Source organism: Streptomyces sp. NPDC006335 (assembly GCF_040612795.1).
Taxonomy (GTDB): Bacteria; Actinomycetota; Actinomycetes; order Streptomycetales; family Streptomycetaceae; genus Streptomyces.
Genome location: NZ_JBEXQX010000010.1, coordinates 303,085 through 319,981, shown reverse-complemented (window position 1 = coordinate 319,981; position 16,897 = coordinate 303,085). Strand labels below are relative to the sequence as shown.

Annotated in this window: 11 protein-coding genes; 7 read left to right on the top strand and 4 right to left on the bottom strand. The window is 71.3% G+C overall.

Annotated elements, in window-relative coordinates; translation table 11 throughout:
• Positions 1–174: 174 nt before the first annotated feature.
• Both ABZ098_RS27615 and ABZ098_RS27610 read left to right on the top strand, forming a co-directional pair.
• A complete protein-coding gene (locus tag ABZ098_RS27615; RefSeq protein WP_356595540.1) occupies positions 175–4,122 on the top strand; it encodes a polymorphic toxin-type HINT domain-containing protein in 3,948 nt (1,315 codons plus the stop codon).
• A complete protein-coding gene (locus ABZ098_RS27610; protein ID WP_356595538.1) occupies positions 4,119–4,595 on the top strand; it encodes a hypothetical protein in 477 nt (158 codons plus the stop codon). The genes ABZ098_RS27615 and ABZ098_RS27610 overlap by 4 nt, the downstream gene beginning before the upstream one ends.
• A gap of 62 nt (positions 4,596–4,657) precedes the next feature.
• On the opposite strand, the gene ABZ098_RS27605 is transcribed toward ABZ098_RS27610, so the two are convergent.
• The 3 genes from ABZ098_RS27605 to ABZ098_RS27595 all read right to left on the bottom strand — a co-directional run bounded on the left by ABZ098_RS27605 (position 4,658) and on the right by ABZ098_RS27595 (position 8,554).
• Positions 4,658–5,533 carry a YIP1 family protein gene (locus tag ABZ098_RS27605; RefSeq protein ID WP_356595537.1) on the bottom strand — a complete coding sequence of 292 codons (876 nt, stop codon included), beginning with the start codon at positions 5,531–5,533 and terminating at the stop codon, positions 4,658–4,660.
• A gap of 161 nt (positions 5,534–5,694) precedes the next feature.
• Positions 5,695–7,110, bottom strand: coding sequence for an FG-GAP and VCBS repeat-containing protein (locus ABZ098_RS27600; protein ID WP_356595535.1), 1,416 nt, complete (start codon positions 7,108–7,110; stop codon positions 5,695–5,697).
• A 109-nt stretch (positions 7,111–7,219) separates the two neighbouring features.
• Positions 7,220–8,554 carry a VCBS repeat-containing protein gene (locus ABZ098_RS27595; RefSeq protein ID WP_356595533.1) on the bottom strand — a complete coding sequence of 445 codons (1,335 nt, stop codon included), beginning with the start codon at positions 8,552–8,554 and terminating at the stop codon, positions 7,220–7,222.
• 444 nt (positions 8,555–8,998) lie between these two features.
• Here ABZ098_RS27595 and ABZ098_RS27590 point away from each other — a divergent pair, with 444 nt between their 5' ends.
• Positions 8,999–9,490: an amino acid transporter gene (locus ABZ098_RS27590; protein WP_356595531.1), complete on the top strand. Its 492-nt coding sequence runs from the start codon at positions 8,999–9,001 to the stop codon at positions 9,488–9,490.
• Positions 9,491–9,581: 91 nt separating this feature from the next.
• Here ABZ098_RS27590 and ABZ098_RS27585 read toward each other — a convergent pair whose 3' ends face one another.
• On the bottom strand, positions 9,582–11,864 hold the full coding sequence (locus ABZ098_RS27585) for a (Fe-S)-binding protein (RefSeq protein WP_356595529.1): 2,283 nt from the start codon (positions 11,862–11,864) through the stop codon (positions 9,582–9,584).
• Positions 11,865–12,079: 215 nt separating this feature from the next.
• Here ABZ098_RS27585 and ABZ098_RS27580 point away from each other — a divergent pair, with 215 nt between their 5' ends.
• The 4 genes from ABZ098_RS27580 to dnaJ all read left to right on the top strand — a co-directional run bounded on the left by ABZ098_RS27580 (position 12,080) and on the right by dnaJ (position 16,894).
• Positions 12,080–13,099 carry an MraY family glycosyltransferase gene (locus ABZ098_RS27580; RefSeq protein WP_356595527.1) on the top strand — a complete coding sequence of 340 codons (1,020 nt, stop codon included), beginning with the start codon at positions 12,080–12,082 and terminating at the stop codon, positions 13,097–13,099.
• A gap of 94 nt (positions 13,100–13,193) precedes the next feature.
• Positions 13,194–15,038: a molecular chaperone DnaK gene (dnaK, locus tag ABZ098_RS27575; RefSeq protein WP_356595525.1), complete on the top strand. Its 1,845-nt coding sequence runs from the start codon at positions 13,194–13,196 to the stop codon at positions 15,036–15,038.
• Entirely contained in the window at positions 15,035–15,676 is a 642-nt protein-coding gene (gene grpE / locus ABZ098_RS27570) for a nucleotide exchange factor GrpE (RefSeq protein WP_356595523.1), read from the top strand. Before dnaK ends, grpE begins: the two co-directional genes overlap by 4 nt.
• Before the next feature lie 36 nt (positions 15,677–15,712).
• On the top strand, positions 15,713–16,894 hold the full coding sequence (gene dnaJ, locus ABZ098_RS27565; protein WP_356595521.1) for a molecular chaperone DnaJ: 1,182 nt from the start codon (positions 15,713–15,715) through the stop codon (positions 16,892–16,894).
• Positions 16,895–16,897 lie beyond the last annotated feature (3 nt).

The following is a 16,897-nucleotide window of genomic DNA, read 5'->3' as shown; positions in this document are numbered from 1 at the left end:
ATAAGTCGGGCATAAGGGTCCGTAGGCGCGTATGCGAGGCATGAATTCGGTAGGGGAAATGTAAGGTGCGGTTAAAGATTGAGGAGTCCGCACGGGGGGTCATGTGATGGCGTACGCAAATTTGTCGCTGTTCTCGCTGTTCTCGCTCCCTGTGCTCTGCGAGGGAGAAACACGTTGAGTGTCAGATTGCGGACCGCGCCGGTATGGCGCGGCTCCGTGGCGGCGCTGATGGCCCTGGGGATGATCCTGGGCATCGATCCGCGCCCCGCCGCGGCGGAGGACGCGGCACCGGAGTTCACCCGGGCCGACGTCCTCATGGAGTGGGAGTACGGCGGCGAGGGCGTCCGGCGTGAGGCCGAGGCGGCCCTGCTGGGCTCGACGGACGACGTCCAGACGTTCATGGACCAGGACCTGCCGGCCGCCCAGACGGAGGACCTGCGGGTCGAGGTGGCGCAGATCATGGCCATCGGCGGTCCCTCCGTGCGCGAGAAGGCCAACATCGCGCTGGGCGGCGGTGAGGCGGAGCTCCAGGCGTTCCTGGACGACGGCTACGTCGGGGCCTACGAGGAGGACCAGCGCGTCCAGGCGGCGCAGATCATGGCCTTCGGCGGTCCGGGCGTGAAGAAGGCGGCCAACACGGCGCTGAACGGCACGGCCGACGACGTGAGCGCCTTCCTGAAGACCGGGCAGTACAAGGCGCGGGCCGACGACAACCGGGTCAAGGTCGGCAGGTTGCTGTACACCGGCGGCCCGAACGTGCGGCTGCTGGCGGGCCAGGCCCTGGACGGCACGGACGCGGACGTCCAGCAGTTCCTGGACGACGGCTGGGCGGTCGCCGCCGCGCGCGACCAGGAGACGATCACCGTCGCACAGCTCGCCGAGCTCGCCGACACGGCGCAGAAGCGGGCCAAGGAGCTGACCGAGACCGCCAAGGAGGAGGCGGCCAAGGCGGCGAAGGCCACCCAGGCCGCGAAGGCCGCGGCGCTGGAAGCGGCCGCGGAGGCGCAGGAGTCCAAGGAGTCGGCGGGCCGGGCGGCCGCGGCCGCGTCCCGCGCGGCGGCCGCCGCCGACCGGGCCGCACAGGCGGCGCGAACGGCGGTCTCCGCGGCGGCGGCGGCGAACGCCACGGCACGCATGGCGGCCTCGGCGGCCGCGCAGGCGGCCTACGCGGCCGGCCAGGCCGGTGGCGCGGCGGCCGTGGCGAGGGCCGCAGCCGGTGCCGCGGCCAGTGACGCGGGACGGGCCGCGGCGGCCCGCAAGGCGGCGGACAAGGCGAACGCCGCCGCCGCGGGCGCGCGGAAGGCGGCCGACGCCGCCGACCAGGCCGGTATCGCCGCCGAGCAGGCGGCCACCGCGGCCGGTGCCGCGGCCAGCGCGGGGGCGAACGCGGCGGCCGCCGCTGCCGCCGCCGCGGACGCGGGCCGGTGGGCCGGTGAGGCGGGCGCCAAGGGCGAGGAGGCCGCCGCCGCGGCGGCCAAGGCCAAGCGGCTCGCCGACCAGGCCACGCGCGCGGCCGACTCCGCGCAGTCCAACGCCCGGCAGGCCGCCACGGCCGCCCGGCAGTCGCGCGACGCGGCCAACGAGACCGCGGCGCACGCCGAGGCCGCGGCGATCGCGGCGAACAAGGCCGCCGACGCCGCGGGGCAGGCGGTGGACGCGGCCAAGGCGTCCACCGACGCGGCCAAAGCGGCCAGCGCGGCCGCGAACCGGGCGATGTCGGCGGCCGAACAGGCCTCGACCGTGGTGGAGTTGGCCCGCAAGGCCGACACCGAGCGGCTGGCACAGCAGCAGGACGAGGCGGTCCTGGCGGCCGAGGAGGCCGCCGAAGCGCACGACGAGAAGGTCGCCGCCGCCCAGTGGGAGATCGGCAGGGCCCAGGAACTCGGCGCGCAGACCAGGCAGTTGGTCACGGAGGCGGCCGCCTCCACCGATCTGACGGTCACGGCCGCCAAGGGCCGCCAGGCCGCGGTCAACCTGCTGAGCAGCGGCGGCACCTGGGTGAAGGACGCCGCCGCGGACGCGCTCGCGGGCAGCGACGACGACGTGGCCGACTTCGTCCGCGTCAGGCTGGCCGTCGCGATGGAACAGGACGACCGCGCGAGCGTCGGCCACATCGCCACCACCAGCGAGATCCCCGCGCAGCGGCAGGCCGCGCTGGCCGTGCTGGACAAGCCGATCGACGAGGTACGGGCCTGGCTGCGCACCCGCGCCTATCCGGGCAAGGAGGACGACGACCGGGTCGCGGTGGCCAAGATCGCCGCCGAGGGCGGTCCGGGCGTGAAGGCCGCGGCGAGCAAGGCACTGGACGGTACGGCCGCCGACCTGGCGGCGTTCCTGGAGACCGGGCAGTACACGGCGCGGGAGGACGACGACCGGGTGGCGGTCAGCGAGGCCCTCGCCACCGGCGGCCCCGAGGTGCGCGCCGCGGCGCAGGCCGTGCTGTCGGGCCCCGCGTCCGGACTGCGGCCCTTCCTGGAGGTCGGCCTCCACCAGGCGCGGCAGCGGGACGCCAACGCGGCCGCCCACCTCGCCGAGGTCAGCATCCTGCTCCAGGCCGCCTACAAGTCGGCGGCGCTCGCGCAGAAGGACGCCGCCGACGCGCAGAAGGTCGCCGCGGAGGCCCGTAAGGACGCCGCCAAGGCCACCGAGTGGGCCAACGCGGCCAACGACTCGGCCCAGCGGGCGAACACGTACGCCGAACAGGCCGACAAGTCCGCCGACCAGGCCGAGGCATCCGCCGCGCAGGCGGCCGAGTCCGCGAGGACGGCCCGCAACGCGGCCGCTTCGGCGCAGGCGGACGCACGGTCGGCGGCCCGCTCGGCGGAACGCGCGCAGCACTCCGCCGCCGTCGCCTACGGCTACTCCCTGGAGGCCAACAACTCCGCCTACCAGGCCGGTCTGTCCAAGCTGGCGGCCGAGGCGGACTCCGCCGCCGCGGCCAAGGCGGCCGGTGAGGCCATGAAGACGGCGGCCGACCTGCTCGTCGCGGAGCTGAAGAAGCAGATCCAGGAAGAGGCGGCGCTGGAGACCAGCAAGCCGCTCAGCGACAACGAGCTGCGCGCCGCCCTCGAACGGCGGCTGGTCGACTACCGGTCCATCGTCCTGCAGAACGGCGATCTGAAGCCGGGCGAGACGATGCTGGTCTGCGGCGGTGACGGCGCCGGCGGCATGGGCTGCATCACCAGCACCACGCTCGACCGTCTGATCGCCTGGTACATCGGTGCCGACGAGATCGAGGAGTGCCTGCGGGACAAGAAGCCCTCGTGCCTGTCGGGTCTCGCCCTCAGCGCCCTCAAGCTCAAGTTCCTGAAGAAGATGCACTGCGGGACGAGCAGCTTCGTGCCGGGCACCCGGGTGCTGCTGGCCGGCGGCCGGACCGAGGAGATCGAGGACATCCGGGTCGGCGACCGGATCGTCTCGACCGACCCGGAGACGGGCCGCACCGAGGCGAAGCGGGTCCGGGCGACCATCGAGAGCACCGGGCCCAAGAACCTCGTCGGCGTCTCGGTCACCGGCTCCCGCGGACGGTCCACGGGCACGGTGGTCGCCACCTACAACCACCCGTTCTGGGCGGGCGGCGACCAGCGCACCTGGGTCGACGCCGGGGGCCTCCGGACCGGCACCGCGCTGCGCACCGATACCGGTGGCGCCGCGACGGTGGGCGGGACGCGGGCGTGGGCCGTGCCGGAGCAGCGGGTCCACAACCTGACGGTCGCGGACTTCAACACGTACTACGTCCTGGCGGGCCGCACCCCGGTCCTGGTGCACAACGCGAGCTGTCCGATCGGTTTCACCGCGGACACCGTCGCGGACGCGTTCACCGGGATGAACAAGGGGGGCGGGCATGCCATCCGGCACCTGATCTCGGACGGTCTGATTCCCAACAAGGGCAGTGTCGCCTCGCAGGTGAAGTACTTCCAGGACAACTTCGGGCACGTCCTGACGTCGCCGGACAAGACGTTCGACTGGAAGATCGGCGGCACCCAGGCCAAGGGCTTCGCCAAGAAGGTCAACGGCAAGGTGGTGGTGATTTTCGTGGCGAAGGAGGGGAACTATCAGGGCAAGATCCTGAGCGCGATGGTGCCGCCCGCCAAGAACATGACGAAGTGGGGCCTGTGGTGAGTTCCCTCAAGGAGGCCCTGACCTGGAGCGGCCCCGCGGTGGTCGTCCTGTTCACCGTGGGGCGGGCCGCATCCGCCCTGGAGGAGGACGCGTTCGACGTCCTCGGTACGCGTCCGGACGAGGTCGCCGTGTTCCCGGTCTCCACCGAGGCCTGGGACCGGGACGCGGTCGTGCTGGCGTACGACCTCACCTTCGAGGAGGGGCGCCTGGACGATCCGGGACTGCCCGGCCATCTCCGGGAGTGCCTGCGGAAGGCCGCCGCGCACGCGGAGGGCATCGCCTGGCTGACGTTCGAGGGGGCGTTCCACTTCGACCACCTCTTCACGGACGACATCGCCGATCAGGTCTACGGCTACTGCGTGGTCGGCGGTGAGCCCGTGGTCGTCTGGGACGACGGGACGCTGAAGAGCGATCGGTGGAAACGCGAGATCGGGGACGTGCGGTCGGCTCTGGACCGCGCCTTCCCCGCGTGAGCGAAGGCGAAGGGCTCCCGGTGATCACCGGGAGCCCTTCGTCGTCGTAGCGCCGCGGGAACCTAGAACGTGCCCAGCTTCACGATCGACAGCAGCGCGATGAGCTGGATCGCCGACGCGCCGAGGGCCTTCGGCCAGGGCAGGTCGTGGGACCTGGAGACCATCAGGGTGAGCAGGGCGCCGGCCGCCACCCAGGTCGCCCAGCCCAGGAGCTGGACGAAGGACGCGTCGCCGCCGAAGAACATGGCCACGATCAGGCGGGGGGCGTCGGTCAGGGACATGATCAGCATGGAGAGGCCGACCGTGGGCTGCCACGCGCCGTCACCGCCGAGCTGGCGGGCCAGGGCGTGGGTGACGACGCCCAGGACGAACGCCGACAGGACCATGGCGACGGCCGTGGTCAGGACGATGGGGACCGCGTTCGACAGGGTGGCGTTGATCGCGTCCTTGCGGGCCTCCTCGAAGCCGAACACCGCGAGCAGGCCGTAGAGGAAGGTCACGACGAGGGCCGGGCCCCACATCGTGTAGTCCCGCATCTGGAGGAAGGTCTGCTTGGGCGAGAGCAGGATGCCCTTCAGGAGTTCCTTCCAGTGCAGGCGGGGGCCCACGGGACCCGCCGGGGCCGAGCCCGCGCGGTAGGTGCCGCCCTGGCTGTAGGGGTCCTCACCGACCGAGAACGCCTGGGTGTGGCCCGGGTTGTTCGCCGCGTACGGGTCATGGCCGCCCTGCGGGTGCGGGGCGCCGCTGCCGTCGCCGAAGTACTCCGGCTCCTCGTAACCCCCGCCGCCGCCCTGGGTCCACTGGCCCGGGTGGGGCTGCGGCGCGGGGGGATAGCCGTACGGCTGTCCCTGGGGCGCCTGCTGCCCGTACGGAGGTTGTTGCGGTCGCGTGTGAGGAGCGCCGTTGTCCCGGCCGCGTCCGATCCTGAATCCAGCCACGTCTTCGAACGTACCTGGTCCCGGGGAACGACGTGTGCGCCCGGGGTTTCGGGGACGGCTTTGCTGCCGAGCTGTGACATCCCCTAAGGGAGCTCGCTACCGTCCCCTACGGGCTTCTCATCCGTCCCCAACGGGGCTTCCGCACCCCTGGGCCGGGCCCGTCAGTCGGCCAGCGTCGCGCCGAAGTACGCACGGTCGCCCAGGCCCAGGCCGCTCACGGTCAGCGTGGTCGAGCCCGTGCCCGTCGGGCCGGCGGCGGTGCCGGGGAAGAGGTGGAGGCGGCCGATGTCCGGTGCGGAGACGAGCAGTTCGGCGCGGCCGTCGCGGTTGTGGTCGCGCAGCAGGACCGAGGTGCCGAACCAGGAGTCGCTCTCGTCGGCCGGGCGCCGGAAGCCGGGCGTGGTGTAGTCGATCTGGCGGGCGTTCGTGCCGGTGATCCCGGACCTCCCGCCGCGCAGGACGGTGACCGCGCCCGCGCGCCAGAACTCGCTGCCGAGCGTCTCGTTCGGGGCCCCCACCGCGAGGTCCGGGTAGCCGTCGCCGTTGGTGTCCCCGGCCGAGACGTCGAAGCCGAAGTCGTCGCCGGTCTCGCGCCCGCCCGGCACACCCGCGGTGTTCTGGGTGATGGACCTGACCGTGCCGCTGAAACCGGTGGCGGTGCCGTTGAGGAGGTGGACCGCCTCGCCATTGCCCGCGCGGGCCGCTCCGACGGCCAGGTCGCCGTATCCGTTCTTGTCGAAGTCGGCGATGGTGGCGGACGCGGCGTAGGACAGATCGGCCTGGCCCGGGAGCGGCAGGTTGTACTTCTTGGGCGGTGCGACAGGGCCGTTTGTGCCGCCGCGGTAGAACCAGACGCGCTGGTGGTCGCTCCGGTCGTCGCCGATCACCGCGAAGTCGGCGGTGCCGTCCTTGGTGACCTTGCCCGAGACGACCAGTGCGGGCCTGATGTCCTCGCCGTCGACCGGGTCGAGGTTGGTGGCCTTGCCGCGGGAGCCGGCCTTGGTGAACGGGCCGCGCAGGAACCAGACGTAGTTGTCGCCCACCGAGACCACGTCGACCTTGCCGTCCGCGTTGAAGTCGCCCACGGCCACGTCCTTGGCGAAGCTGTCCGTGCCGCCCGGGATCGCGTAGTCGCTGCCGCCGCTCAGTCCGGTCCTCGACCCCCACAGGATCGTGAAGGTGCCGCGGTGGGAGGAGCCCACGGCCTCGTTGGGGGCGGTGGCGATGACGTCGGCGTAGCCGTCCTTGTTCACGTCGGAGGTGGTGACCTTGGTGCCGAAGAAGTCCTTGGCCTCCGCCGCGCCCTCGACGCCCGGGCTGTTCTGGGTGACGACCGTGCGCTTGGTGAAGTCCAGCCCCTTCGACGTGCCCCACACCACCACCACCGCGCCGGCCTCCTTCTTCCCGCCGGCCGTGGCGGTGCGGTCGCCGACGGCGAGATCGCGGTAGCCGTCCCCGTTGAAGTCGTCGGCGTACTTCGCGGCCGCCGCGCCCGCCGGGGCGGTGAGGGCGAGCGGACTCAGGCCCGCGGCGAGGAGGGCGGCGGCCAGGAGGGCGGGGCGGGTGCGGGTGGTCAAGGGGGCTCCATGGGCGTTCGGTGATCCTGGGATCGCGCGGTGTCGCGATCAGGAGACCTCCGGCAAGGGGCTTGGGTTGTACGGGAATTGGGCCCCGCCCGTGGGAGCGTCAGGAACCGAGGAACGCGGACGTGGAGAAGGTGACCGCTGGTTCGGGGCTCACGAGGCCCTTCTTCGCGCCCAGGTAGACGGCGACGGTGTCCTTCGTCTCGCTCCGGTACGTCCGCACCGCGAGGTCCGCCCGGCCGTCGCCGTCGAAGTCGGCGGCCGCGACGACCCGGGTTGTGCCGGTGGCGGGCGGTTCGACGGTGACCGTCGCCTCGGTGGACGGACCTGTCGGACGGCCCTGGAAGACGCGCAGGCGCGAGCCGCTGGAGACCAGTTCGCTCAGGCCGTCACCGTCGAAGTCGGCGGCGTCCAGGACCGAGCCGGGGGAGGCCAGGGAGCCCTTCGCCGCGATGGGGAGGTCGTAGCGCAGAGACGTTCCGCCCTCCCCCACGCTCGAATCCGCTCGCGCGGGGGGACCCCCACCGCCGACCGCCCCGTCCAGGGCCTTGCCGCGGCCGAAGGAGCCGAGGACCACGTCGATGCCGGACGGCAGGACGGCTCCGGTGCGGGTCGGGCCCGCCGGACCGCCGAGGACCACGGCGGAGGGGCCGGTGCCCTGAGTCGTACGGACGATCAGGTCGTCGTAGCCGTCGCGGTCGACGTCTGCGGCCGGGCCCGTGGGCACCTCGCCCGGTGATCGGACCGGGGCGCCCGCCCTGCTCGGGGCGCCCGCACGGGTGAACGGGCCGCGCAGGTAGGTGAGATGACCGCCGGTGGCGTGCAGGACGAGGTCCTCGGCGCCGTCGCCGTCGAAGTCGCCGCAGACCGGCTGGTCCGGCCAGTCGTTGCCGACGCGGGCGACGGGCGGGACGGTGAGCTGAACGGCCTTGCCGGTCAGGCCGCCCGGCGAGCCGAAGAGGATCTGGAGGGGGACCGGGGGCCGGCCCTGGCCGTCGTAGGGCGGGTCGGTGGAGACGACGAGGTCGGTGAAGCCGTCCTTGTCCAGGTCGCAGGTGGCCTCCGCGTCGAACAGGGCGGGGAGTTGGCCGTCGGTGGCCGCGCCCTGCCGGCCCGGGGTGATCAACTGCCGTGCGCCGGGGACGAGTCCGCGCTCACTGCCGTACACGATGCCGATGCCGGGGTCGTCGGCGTGGGCCTGCTCCTTGACCAGGTCGCCCAGGACGAGGTCGCGGTGGCCGTCCCCGTTGAAGTCGTCCGGGGTCCTGCTGCCCTCGCCCTCGGGCACCGGGAGTCGGGCCGGGGCGTCGGCGATCCGTGCCGGGGTGCGGTCCGCGGACCCGGTGGGCTGGGTGGGGCCGCAGGCGGCGAGGAGAAGAGCGGCGGTGCCGGCGGCGAGGACGGTGAGCAAGGTGCCGCCCGGGGGCGTCGTACACATCACGTCTCTCCGCACACGCACCGCTCACCTCGTCAGCATCATCGATAACGACCCCGGCAATGATGCACTTGTTCGACACCGAGTGACAGCCCCGGGTACGTCGGCCCGGGTGTGTGGGCGGCGGTGAGGTGCCGGTGCCTTGCCCGTGGCGTGCTGGTGACTGCTGGGCGTCCGGTGACTGTGTGCCGCTTGTCGTCGGTCGGCACGGGTCCGGTCCCCGGAGGTGTGTCGCGGGATGCCGTTCGCGTGGCCGGGGGCATCGGGCTGAGGGCCGTCCCGTCGGGGGCGCGGTTCGCGTGTGGGCGCCGAAGGCACCCGGCACGCCGTGCGATCCGTTCGCGCCGAGCGGCGTTTCGCGGGTGGCGGTGCGGATCAGGTGGTGGGTGTGGGCGGGCGCGAAAGCCCTCGCGGGCCGTCGAGTTCAGCCGAGCAGGGAGGCAAGTGGTGGACGCGGGCGATGTGTTGGACGTCCTGGAGTTGTTGCGGCGGGCCGGGGCGGAGGTCTGGGTCGGGGGCGGGTGGGGGATCGACGCGCTGGCCGGTGAGCAGACCCGGGACCATCGTGACCTGGACCTGATGCACCGGCGGGAGCAGGAGCCCGCCGTGCTGGCTGCCCTGGCCGGCGCGGGCTTCGTGGAGAGCCTCGACCTGCGGCCGGTACGGTTCGTGGTCACCGCTCCCGGCGGACGGGAGATCGATCTGCACCCGCTGGTCTTCACCGGGGACGGTTCCGCCGTGCAGGCGTCCGGCGAGCCGGAGCGGCCCTTCCGCTACCCGGCCTCCTGCTTCGTGACCGGGACCATCGGCGGCACCACCGTCCCGTGTCTCTCGGCTGCCCAGCAGGTCTACTTCCACCAGGGGTACGAGCCGACGCAGCGCGACCGGCACGACATGGCGGTGCTGCGGCGCGTGTTCGGGATCGCCACCCACTTCTGAGCGAGCGGGGCCGGAAGGACGACGGCGCCCCCGGGTCCGATCAGACCCGGGGGCGCCGAACAGCACCGTCGCAACCGTTACGTCACCGGCGTCACTTCACCGGCTCCGGCTCCGGCTCGCTCTCCGTCTCCGCCGCGTCCTCCGGGTCGACCGGGGTCTTCACGGACTGGAGCAGCAGCTGGGCGACGTCGACGACCTGGATGGACTCCTTGGCCTTGCCGTCGTTCTTCTTGCCGTTGACCGAGTCGGTCAGCATGACGAGGCAGAACGGGCAGGCCGTCGAGACGATGTCGGGGTTGAGGGAAAGGGCCTCGTCGACGCGCTCGTTGTTGATGCGCTTGCCGATCCGCTCCTCCATCCACATCCGCGCGCCACCGGCACCGCAGCAGAAGCCGCGCTCCTTGTGGCGGTGCATCTCCTCGTTCCGCAGACCCGGGACGCCCGCGATGATCTCGCGCGGGGGCGTGTAGATCTTGTTGTGGCGGCCCAGGTAGCACGGGTCGTGGTACGTGATGATGCCCTCGACCGGGGTCACCGGGATCAGCTTGCCCTCGTCGACGAGGTGCTGGAGCAGCTGGGTGTGGTGGATGACCTCGTAGTCGCCGCCGAGCTGCGGGTACTCGTTGCCGATCGTGTTGAGGCAGTGCGGGCAGGTCGCGACGATCTTCTTCGCGGACTTGGGCTTGGCGGACTCGGGGACCACCTTGCCGTCGTCGTCCAGCTCCTCGCCGAACGCCATGTTCAGCGCCATGACGTTCTCCATGCCGAGCTCCTGGAACAGGGGCTCGTTGCCCAGACGCCGGGCGGAGTCACCGGTGCACTTCTCGTCGCCGCCCATGATCGCGAACTTGACGCCCGCGATGTGCAGCAGCTCGGCGAAGGCCTTGGTGGTCTTCTTGGCCCGGTCCTCCAGGGCGCCCGCGCAGCCGACCCAGTACAGGTACTCGACCTCGGTGAGGTCCTCGATGTCCTGGCCGACGACCGGGACCTCGAACTCGACCTCCTTGAGCCACTCCAGGCGCTGCTTCTTCGCCAGGCCCCAGGGGTTGCCCTTCTTCTCCAGGTTCTTGAGCATCGTGCCCGCCTCGGACGGGAACGCGCTCTCGATCATCACCTGGTAGCGGCGCATGTCGACGATGTGGTCGACGTGCTCGATGTCCACCGGGCACTGCTCGACACAGGCGCCGCAGGTGGTGCAGGACCACAGGACGTCCGGGTCGATGACGCCGTTCTCCTCGGCGGTGCCGATCAGCGGGCGCTCGGCCTCGGCGAGAGCGGCGGCGGGGACATCCTTGAGGGCCTCGGGAGATGCCTTCTCCTCGCCCTCCATCGTCTTGCCGCCCCCGGCCAGCAAATACGGCGCCTTGGCGTGCGCGTGGTCGCGCAGGGACATGATCAGGAGCTTGGGGGAGAGCGGCTTGCCGGTGTTCCACGCGGGGCACTGCGACTGGCAGCGGCCGCACTCGGTGCAGGTGGAGAAGTCCAGCAGGCCCTTCCAGGAGAACTGCTCGACCTGGGAGACGCCGAAGACGTCGTCGTCACCGGGGTCGGTGAAGTCGATCGGCTTGCCGCCGGAGGTCATCGGCTGGAGACCGCCGAGGGCCGTGCCGCCGGTCGCCTCGCGCTTGAACCAGATGTTGGGGAAGGCCAGGAAGCGGTGCCAGGCCACACCCATGTTGGTGTTGAGCGAGACGACGATCATCCACACGAAGGACGTGCCGATCTTGATCATCGCGACCAGGTAGACGAGGTTCTGGAGCGTGGCGACGCTCAGACCCTTGAAGGCCAGGACCAGCGGGTACGAGGCGAAGTACCCGGCCTCGTAGCCGTCCACGTGGTGCAGCGCGCCCTCGAGACCGCGCAGCACGTAGATGGCGAGGCCGATGGTGAGGATGACGTACTCGACGAAGTACGCCTGGCCCGCCTTGGAGCCGGCGAAGCGGGACTTGCGGCCGGGGCGGGAGGGCAGGCTCAGCAGGCGGATGACGATCAGCGCGAGGATGCCGAGGATCGTCATCACACCGATGAACTCGATGTACAGCTCGAACGGCAGGAAGTCGCCGACCACCGGCAGCACCCAGTCGGCCTTGAAGAGCTGGCCGAACGCCTGCGCGAGGGTCGGCGGCAGGGTCAGGAAGCCGACGGCCACGAACCAGTGGGCGAAGCCGACGATGCCCCACCGGTTCATCCGCGTGTGGCCGAGGAACTCCTTCACCAGCGTCACGCTGCGCGCGTAGGGGTTGTCGGTCCTGCTTCCGGCGGGCACCGGCTGGCCCAGCTTGAAGTACCGGACGAACTGGCCGATGGCACGCGCGAGCAGTGCCACGCCGACCACGGTCAGTACCAGCGACACGATGATCGCGGCGAGTTGCATTTCGGGGCTCCTCGGGCCTGCGAGGGGTCTACGAGAGATCCGTGAGAAGGGATCTCGCCATTACTAAGCGGTAACTTATGCAGTCCGTCTGAGACTACCCCCATCCTCCGCCGCACTGTAGCCGGGCACGGGGTGATCTGAATCGCTGAGGGTTACCTTAAAACCCGATCGTGTTATTCGTGATGAATTGGTACATACGGCGCTAATTTAGGCTCGTGCTCTACGGGATCCTCGCCGCCACCTCCGCCCTGCTCCTCGCCGCCGTGCTCACCGCCGTGCTGCGGGTGCCCGCCCTGCGCCTCGGGATCGTCGACCGGCGATGGCGGCGGCCCCTGCCCTTGTCCGGCGGGGTGGCGATGGTGGCCGCCACCTGTGGTGTGGCCGCCGTCGGGGACTGGCGGGGCGTCACCCCGCTCGGGCCCGACGTCGGACGGCTGCTCGTCGCGGGGGCCGGCGTGGCCCTCCTCGGGCTCGTCGCCGACGTGCGGCGGGTCAAGGCGCGGTTCCTGGTGGGCGGTACGGCCGTGGCGGCGGCGTGTGTGGTGCCGTACGAGCAGACGGGGGTGCTCGCCGGGATCCTCGCGGTCGGCTGGATCGTCTTCGTCGCGCTCGGGTTCAAGGCGCTGGACCACGCCGACGGGCTCGCCGGGACCGTCGGGGTCGTCACCGCCTTCGGGGCGGGGGCCTGTGCTGCGGCCGAGGTGATGGACGGGCTCGCCGTGCTGCTCAGCGTGCTGGCCGCCGCGCTGACCGGCTTCCTGATGCACAACTGGCATCCCGCGCGCGCGGGACTCGGCGCGTGCGGGGCGCTGTTCACCGGGTTCGTGCTCGCGGCCGCGGCCGTGACGACCCGCGCGGGGCAGGAACTCGGCTCCGGTGCGGGGGTGTTGTCCGCGCTGACGGCGGTGGTGGGTGCCGACGTCCTGCTCGTCGTCCTGGCCCGGGGGCTGTCCGGGCGGCCGCTGCTGCGTGCCGCCCCCGACCATCTCGCGCACCGGCTGCGGCGGCTCGGTCTCACTCCGCAGGGGGTGTCCGTCGTCCTCGGTGTCGCGGCGTTCGGCGGGGTACTCGTCGCGGTCCTGGTGCACCTCGGGTGCATCGCCGCGACCGGGGCCCTCTGGGTCGCCGGGGGCGCCCTGTTCGTCGTGCTCGCACTCCTTCGTGTGAAGCCCGCCAGCACCCCGCGTCCGGTATCGACGCAGGTCAGAGCCCAGTTGCGTGTAAGGAACGGATAAGAGTTGAGCCAGGACGACTCAGGTCTGTTGACCGAGCCGGAGGCGTCGTGCACACTTGAGCCTGTTCCACTCAAGTCAGCTGGAGGAATCAACCATGGCACGTGCGGTCGGCATCGACCTGGGCACGACTAACTCCGTCGTCAGCGTTCTCGAAGGCGGCGAGCCCACCGTCATCACCAACGCCGAGGGTGCCAGGACCACGCCGTCCGTCGTCGCCTTCGCGAAGAACGGCGAAGTGCTGGTCGGCGAGGTGGCCAAGCGCCAGGCAGTCACCAACGTGGACCGGACCATCCGGTCCGTGAAGCGCCACATGGGCACCGACTGGAAGATGGAGCTGGACGGGAAGCCCTTCAACCCGCAGCAGATCTCCGCCTTCATCCTCCAGAAGCTGAAGCGGGACGCCGAGTCCTACCTGGGCGAGAAGGTGACCGACGCGGTCATCACCGTCCCGGCGTACTTCAACGACTCCGAGCGCCAGGCGACGAAGGAGGCCGGCGAGATCGCGGGCCTGAACGTCCTGCGCATCGTCAACGAGCCCACCGCGGCCGCGCTCGCGTACGGCCTCGACAAGGACGACCAGACGATCCTCGTCTTCGACCTCGGTGGCGGCACCTTCGACGTGTCCCTCCTGGAGATCGGCGACGGCGTCGTCGAGGTGAAGGCCACCAACGGTGACAACCACCTCGGTGGTGACGACTGGGACCAGCGTGTCGTCGACTACCTGGTGCAGCAGTTCAAGTCCGGCCACGGCGTGGACCTCGCCAAGGACAAGATGGCCCTCCAGCGCCTCCGCGAGGCCGCCGAGAAGGCCAAGATCGAGCTGTCCTCCTCCACCGAGACCTCGATCAACCTGCCCTACATCACCGCCTCCGCCGAGGGCCCGCTGCACCTGGACGAGAAGCTCACCCGGGCTCAGTTCCAGCAGCTGACCGCGGACCTCCTGGAGCGCTGCAAGACCCCGTTCTTCAACGTCATGAAGGACGCCGGCGTCTCCATCAACGAGATCGACCACGTCGTCCTCGTCGGTGGCTCCACCCGCATGCCCGCCGTCGCCGAGCTCGTCAAGGAGCTCACCGGCGGCAAGGACGCCAACAAGGGCGTCAACCCGGACGAGGTCGTCGCCATCGGCGCCGCCCTCCAGGCCGGTGTCCTCAAGGGTGAGGTCAAGGACGTCCTGCTCCTCGACGTGACCCCGCTGTCCCTCGGCATCGAGACCAAGGGCGGCATCATGACCAAGCTCATCGAGCGCAACACCACGATCCCGACCAAGCGGTCCGAGATCTTCACCACGGCCGAGGACAACCAGCCGTCCGTGCAGATCCAGGTCTACCAGGGCGAGCGCGAGATCGCGGCGTACAACAAGAAGCTCGGGATGTTCGAGCTGACCGGTCTGCCGCCGGCCCCGCGCGGTGTCCCGCAGATCGAGGTCGCCTTCGACATCGACGCCAACGGCATCATGCACGTGACCGCCAAGGACCTGGGCACGGGCAAGGAGCAGAAGATGACCGTCACCGGCGGCTCCTCGCTGCCGAAGGACGAGGTCGACCGGATGCGCCAGGAGGCCGAGCAGTACGCGGAGGAGGACCACCGCCGCCGCGAGGCCGCCGAGACCCGCAACCAGGGCGAGCAGCTCGTCTACCAGACGGAGAAGTTCCTCAAGGACAACGAGGAGAAGGTCCCCGCCGAGGTCAAGACCGAGGTCGAGTCCGCCGTCGAGGAGCTGAAGGCCGCGCTCAAGGGCGAGGACACCGCGGAGATCCGCACCGCGACCGAGAAGGTCGCCGCGGTCTCCCAGAAGGTCGGCCAGGCCATGTACGCCGACGCCCAGGCCGCGCAGGCCGCCGGCGGCGAGGACGCCGGTGCCTCCCAGGCCAAGGCGGACGACGACGTCGTGGACGCCGAGATCGTGGACGACGAGCGCAAGGACGGTGCCGCGTGACGGAGGAGACCCCGGGTTTCGACGAGAAGCCCGACGTCCCCTCCGGCGCCACCCCCGACGACGCCGAGCCGAAGGCCGCCCCCCAGGAAGGGGCGGCCCCGGCCGGGGACGCAACAGCGCAGATCGCCGGTCTGACGGCCCAGCTGGACCAGTCGCGCAAGGCACTCGACGAGCGCACCGCCGACCTCCAGCGGCTCCAGGCCGAGTTCCAGAACTACCGCCGCCGGGTGGAGCGGGACCGGATCACGGTCAAGGAGATCGCCATCGCGAACCTCCTGACCGAACTCCTGCCCACGCTCGACGACATCGGCCGCGCACGCGAACACGGGGAGCTTCTGGGCGGGTTCAAGTCCGTCGCGGAGTCCCTGGAGACCGTCGCGGCGAAGATGGGCCTCCAGCAGTTCGGCAAGGAGGGCGAGCCCTTCGACCCGACGATCCACGAGGCCCTGATGCACAGTTACGCGCCGGACGTCACCGAGACGACGTGCGTGGCGATTCTGCAGCCGGGGTATCGCATCGGCGAGCGCACCATCCGCCCCGCGCGGGTGGCCGTGGCCGAGCCGCAGCCGGGCGCGCAGACGGTCAAGGACGAGTCCGAGGCCGGCGAGGAGAAGGACAACGGCCCTGAGGAGGGCTGAGATCGCAGGGCATGAGCGGAAGGAGGGACGCTGAGGATGAGCACCAAGGACTTCATCGAGAAGGACTACTACAAGGTCCTCGGCGTCCCCAAGGACGCCACCGAGGCCGAGATCAAGAAGGCGTACCGCAAGCTCGCCCGCGAGTTCCACCCGGACGCCAACAAGGGCAACACCAAGGCCGAGGAGCGCTTCAAGGAGATCTCCGAGGCGAACGACGTCCTCGGTGACCCCAAGAAGCGCAAGGAGTACGACGAGGCCCGCGCCCTCTTCGGCAACGGCGGCTTCCGCCCGGGGCCGGCCGGCGCGGGCGGCTCCTTCAACTTCGACCTGGGCGACCTCTTCGGAGGCGGCGCCCAGGGCGGGGGCCAGGGGGCCGGCGGCTTCGGCGGTGGACTCGGAGACGTCTTCGGAGGCCTGTTCAACCGGGGCAGCTCCGGAACTACGCGCGTCCAGCCGCGGCGCGGGCAGGACATCGACACCGAGGTCACCCTCAGCTTCACCGAGGCGATCGAGGGGGCGACCGTCCCGCTCAGGATGTCCTCCCAGGCCCCCTGCAAGGCCTGTTCGGGCACCGGGGACGCCAACGGCAACCCGCGCGTGTGCCCGACCTGTGTCGGCACCGGACAGGTGGCCAGGGGTTCCGGCGGCGGGTTCTCGCTCACGGACCCCTGCCCGGACTGCAAGGGCCGCGGCCTGATCGCGGAGAACCCCTGCGAGATCTGCAAGGGCTCCGGGCGGGCCAAGTCCTCCCGCACCATGCAGGTCCGCATCCCGGCGGGCGTCTCCGACGGGCAGCGGATCCGGCTGCGCGGGAAGGGGGCGCCCGGTGAACGCGGCGGCCCCGCGGGCGACCTGTACGTCACCGTGCACGTCGACGCGCACCCCGTCTTCGGCCGCAAGGGCGACAACCTCACGGTGACGGTCCCGGTGACCTTCTCGGAGGCGGCGCTCGGCGGCGAGGTCAGGGTGCCGACGCTGAACGGGCCCGCCGTGACGCTGAAACTGCCCCCGGGCACGCCCAACGGCCGCACCATGCGGGCGCGGGGCAAGGGCGCGGTCCGCAAGGACGGCACCCGGGGCGATCTGCTGGTCACCGTCGAGGTGAGTGTCCCGACCGAGCTGTCGGGGAAGGCTCGTGACGCGCTCGAGGCGTATCGCGAGGCGACCGTGGGTGAGGATCCACGGGCGGAGCTGTTCCAGGCCGCGAAGGGAGCATGATTC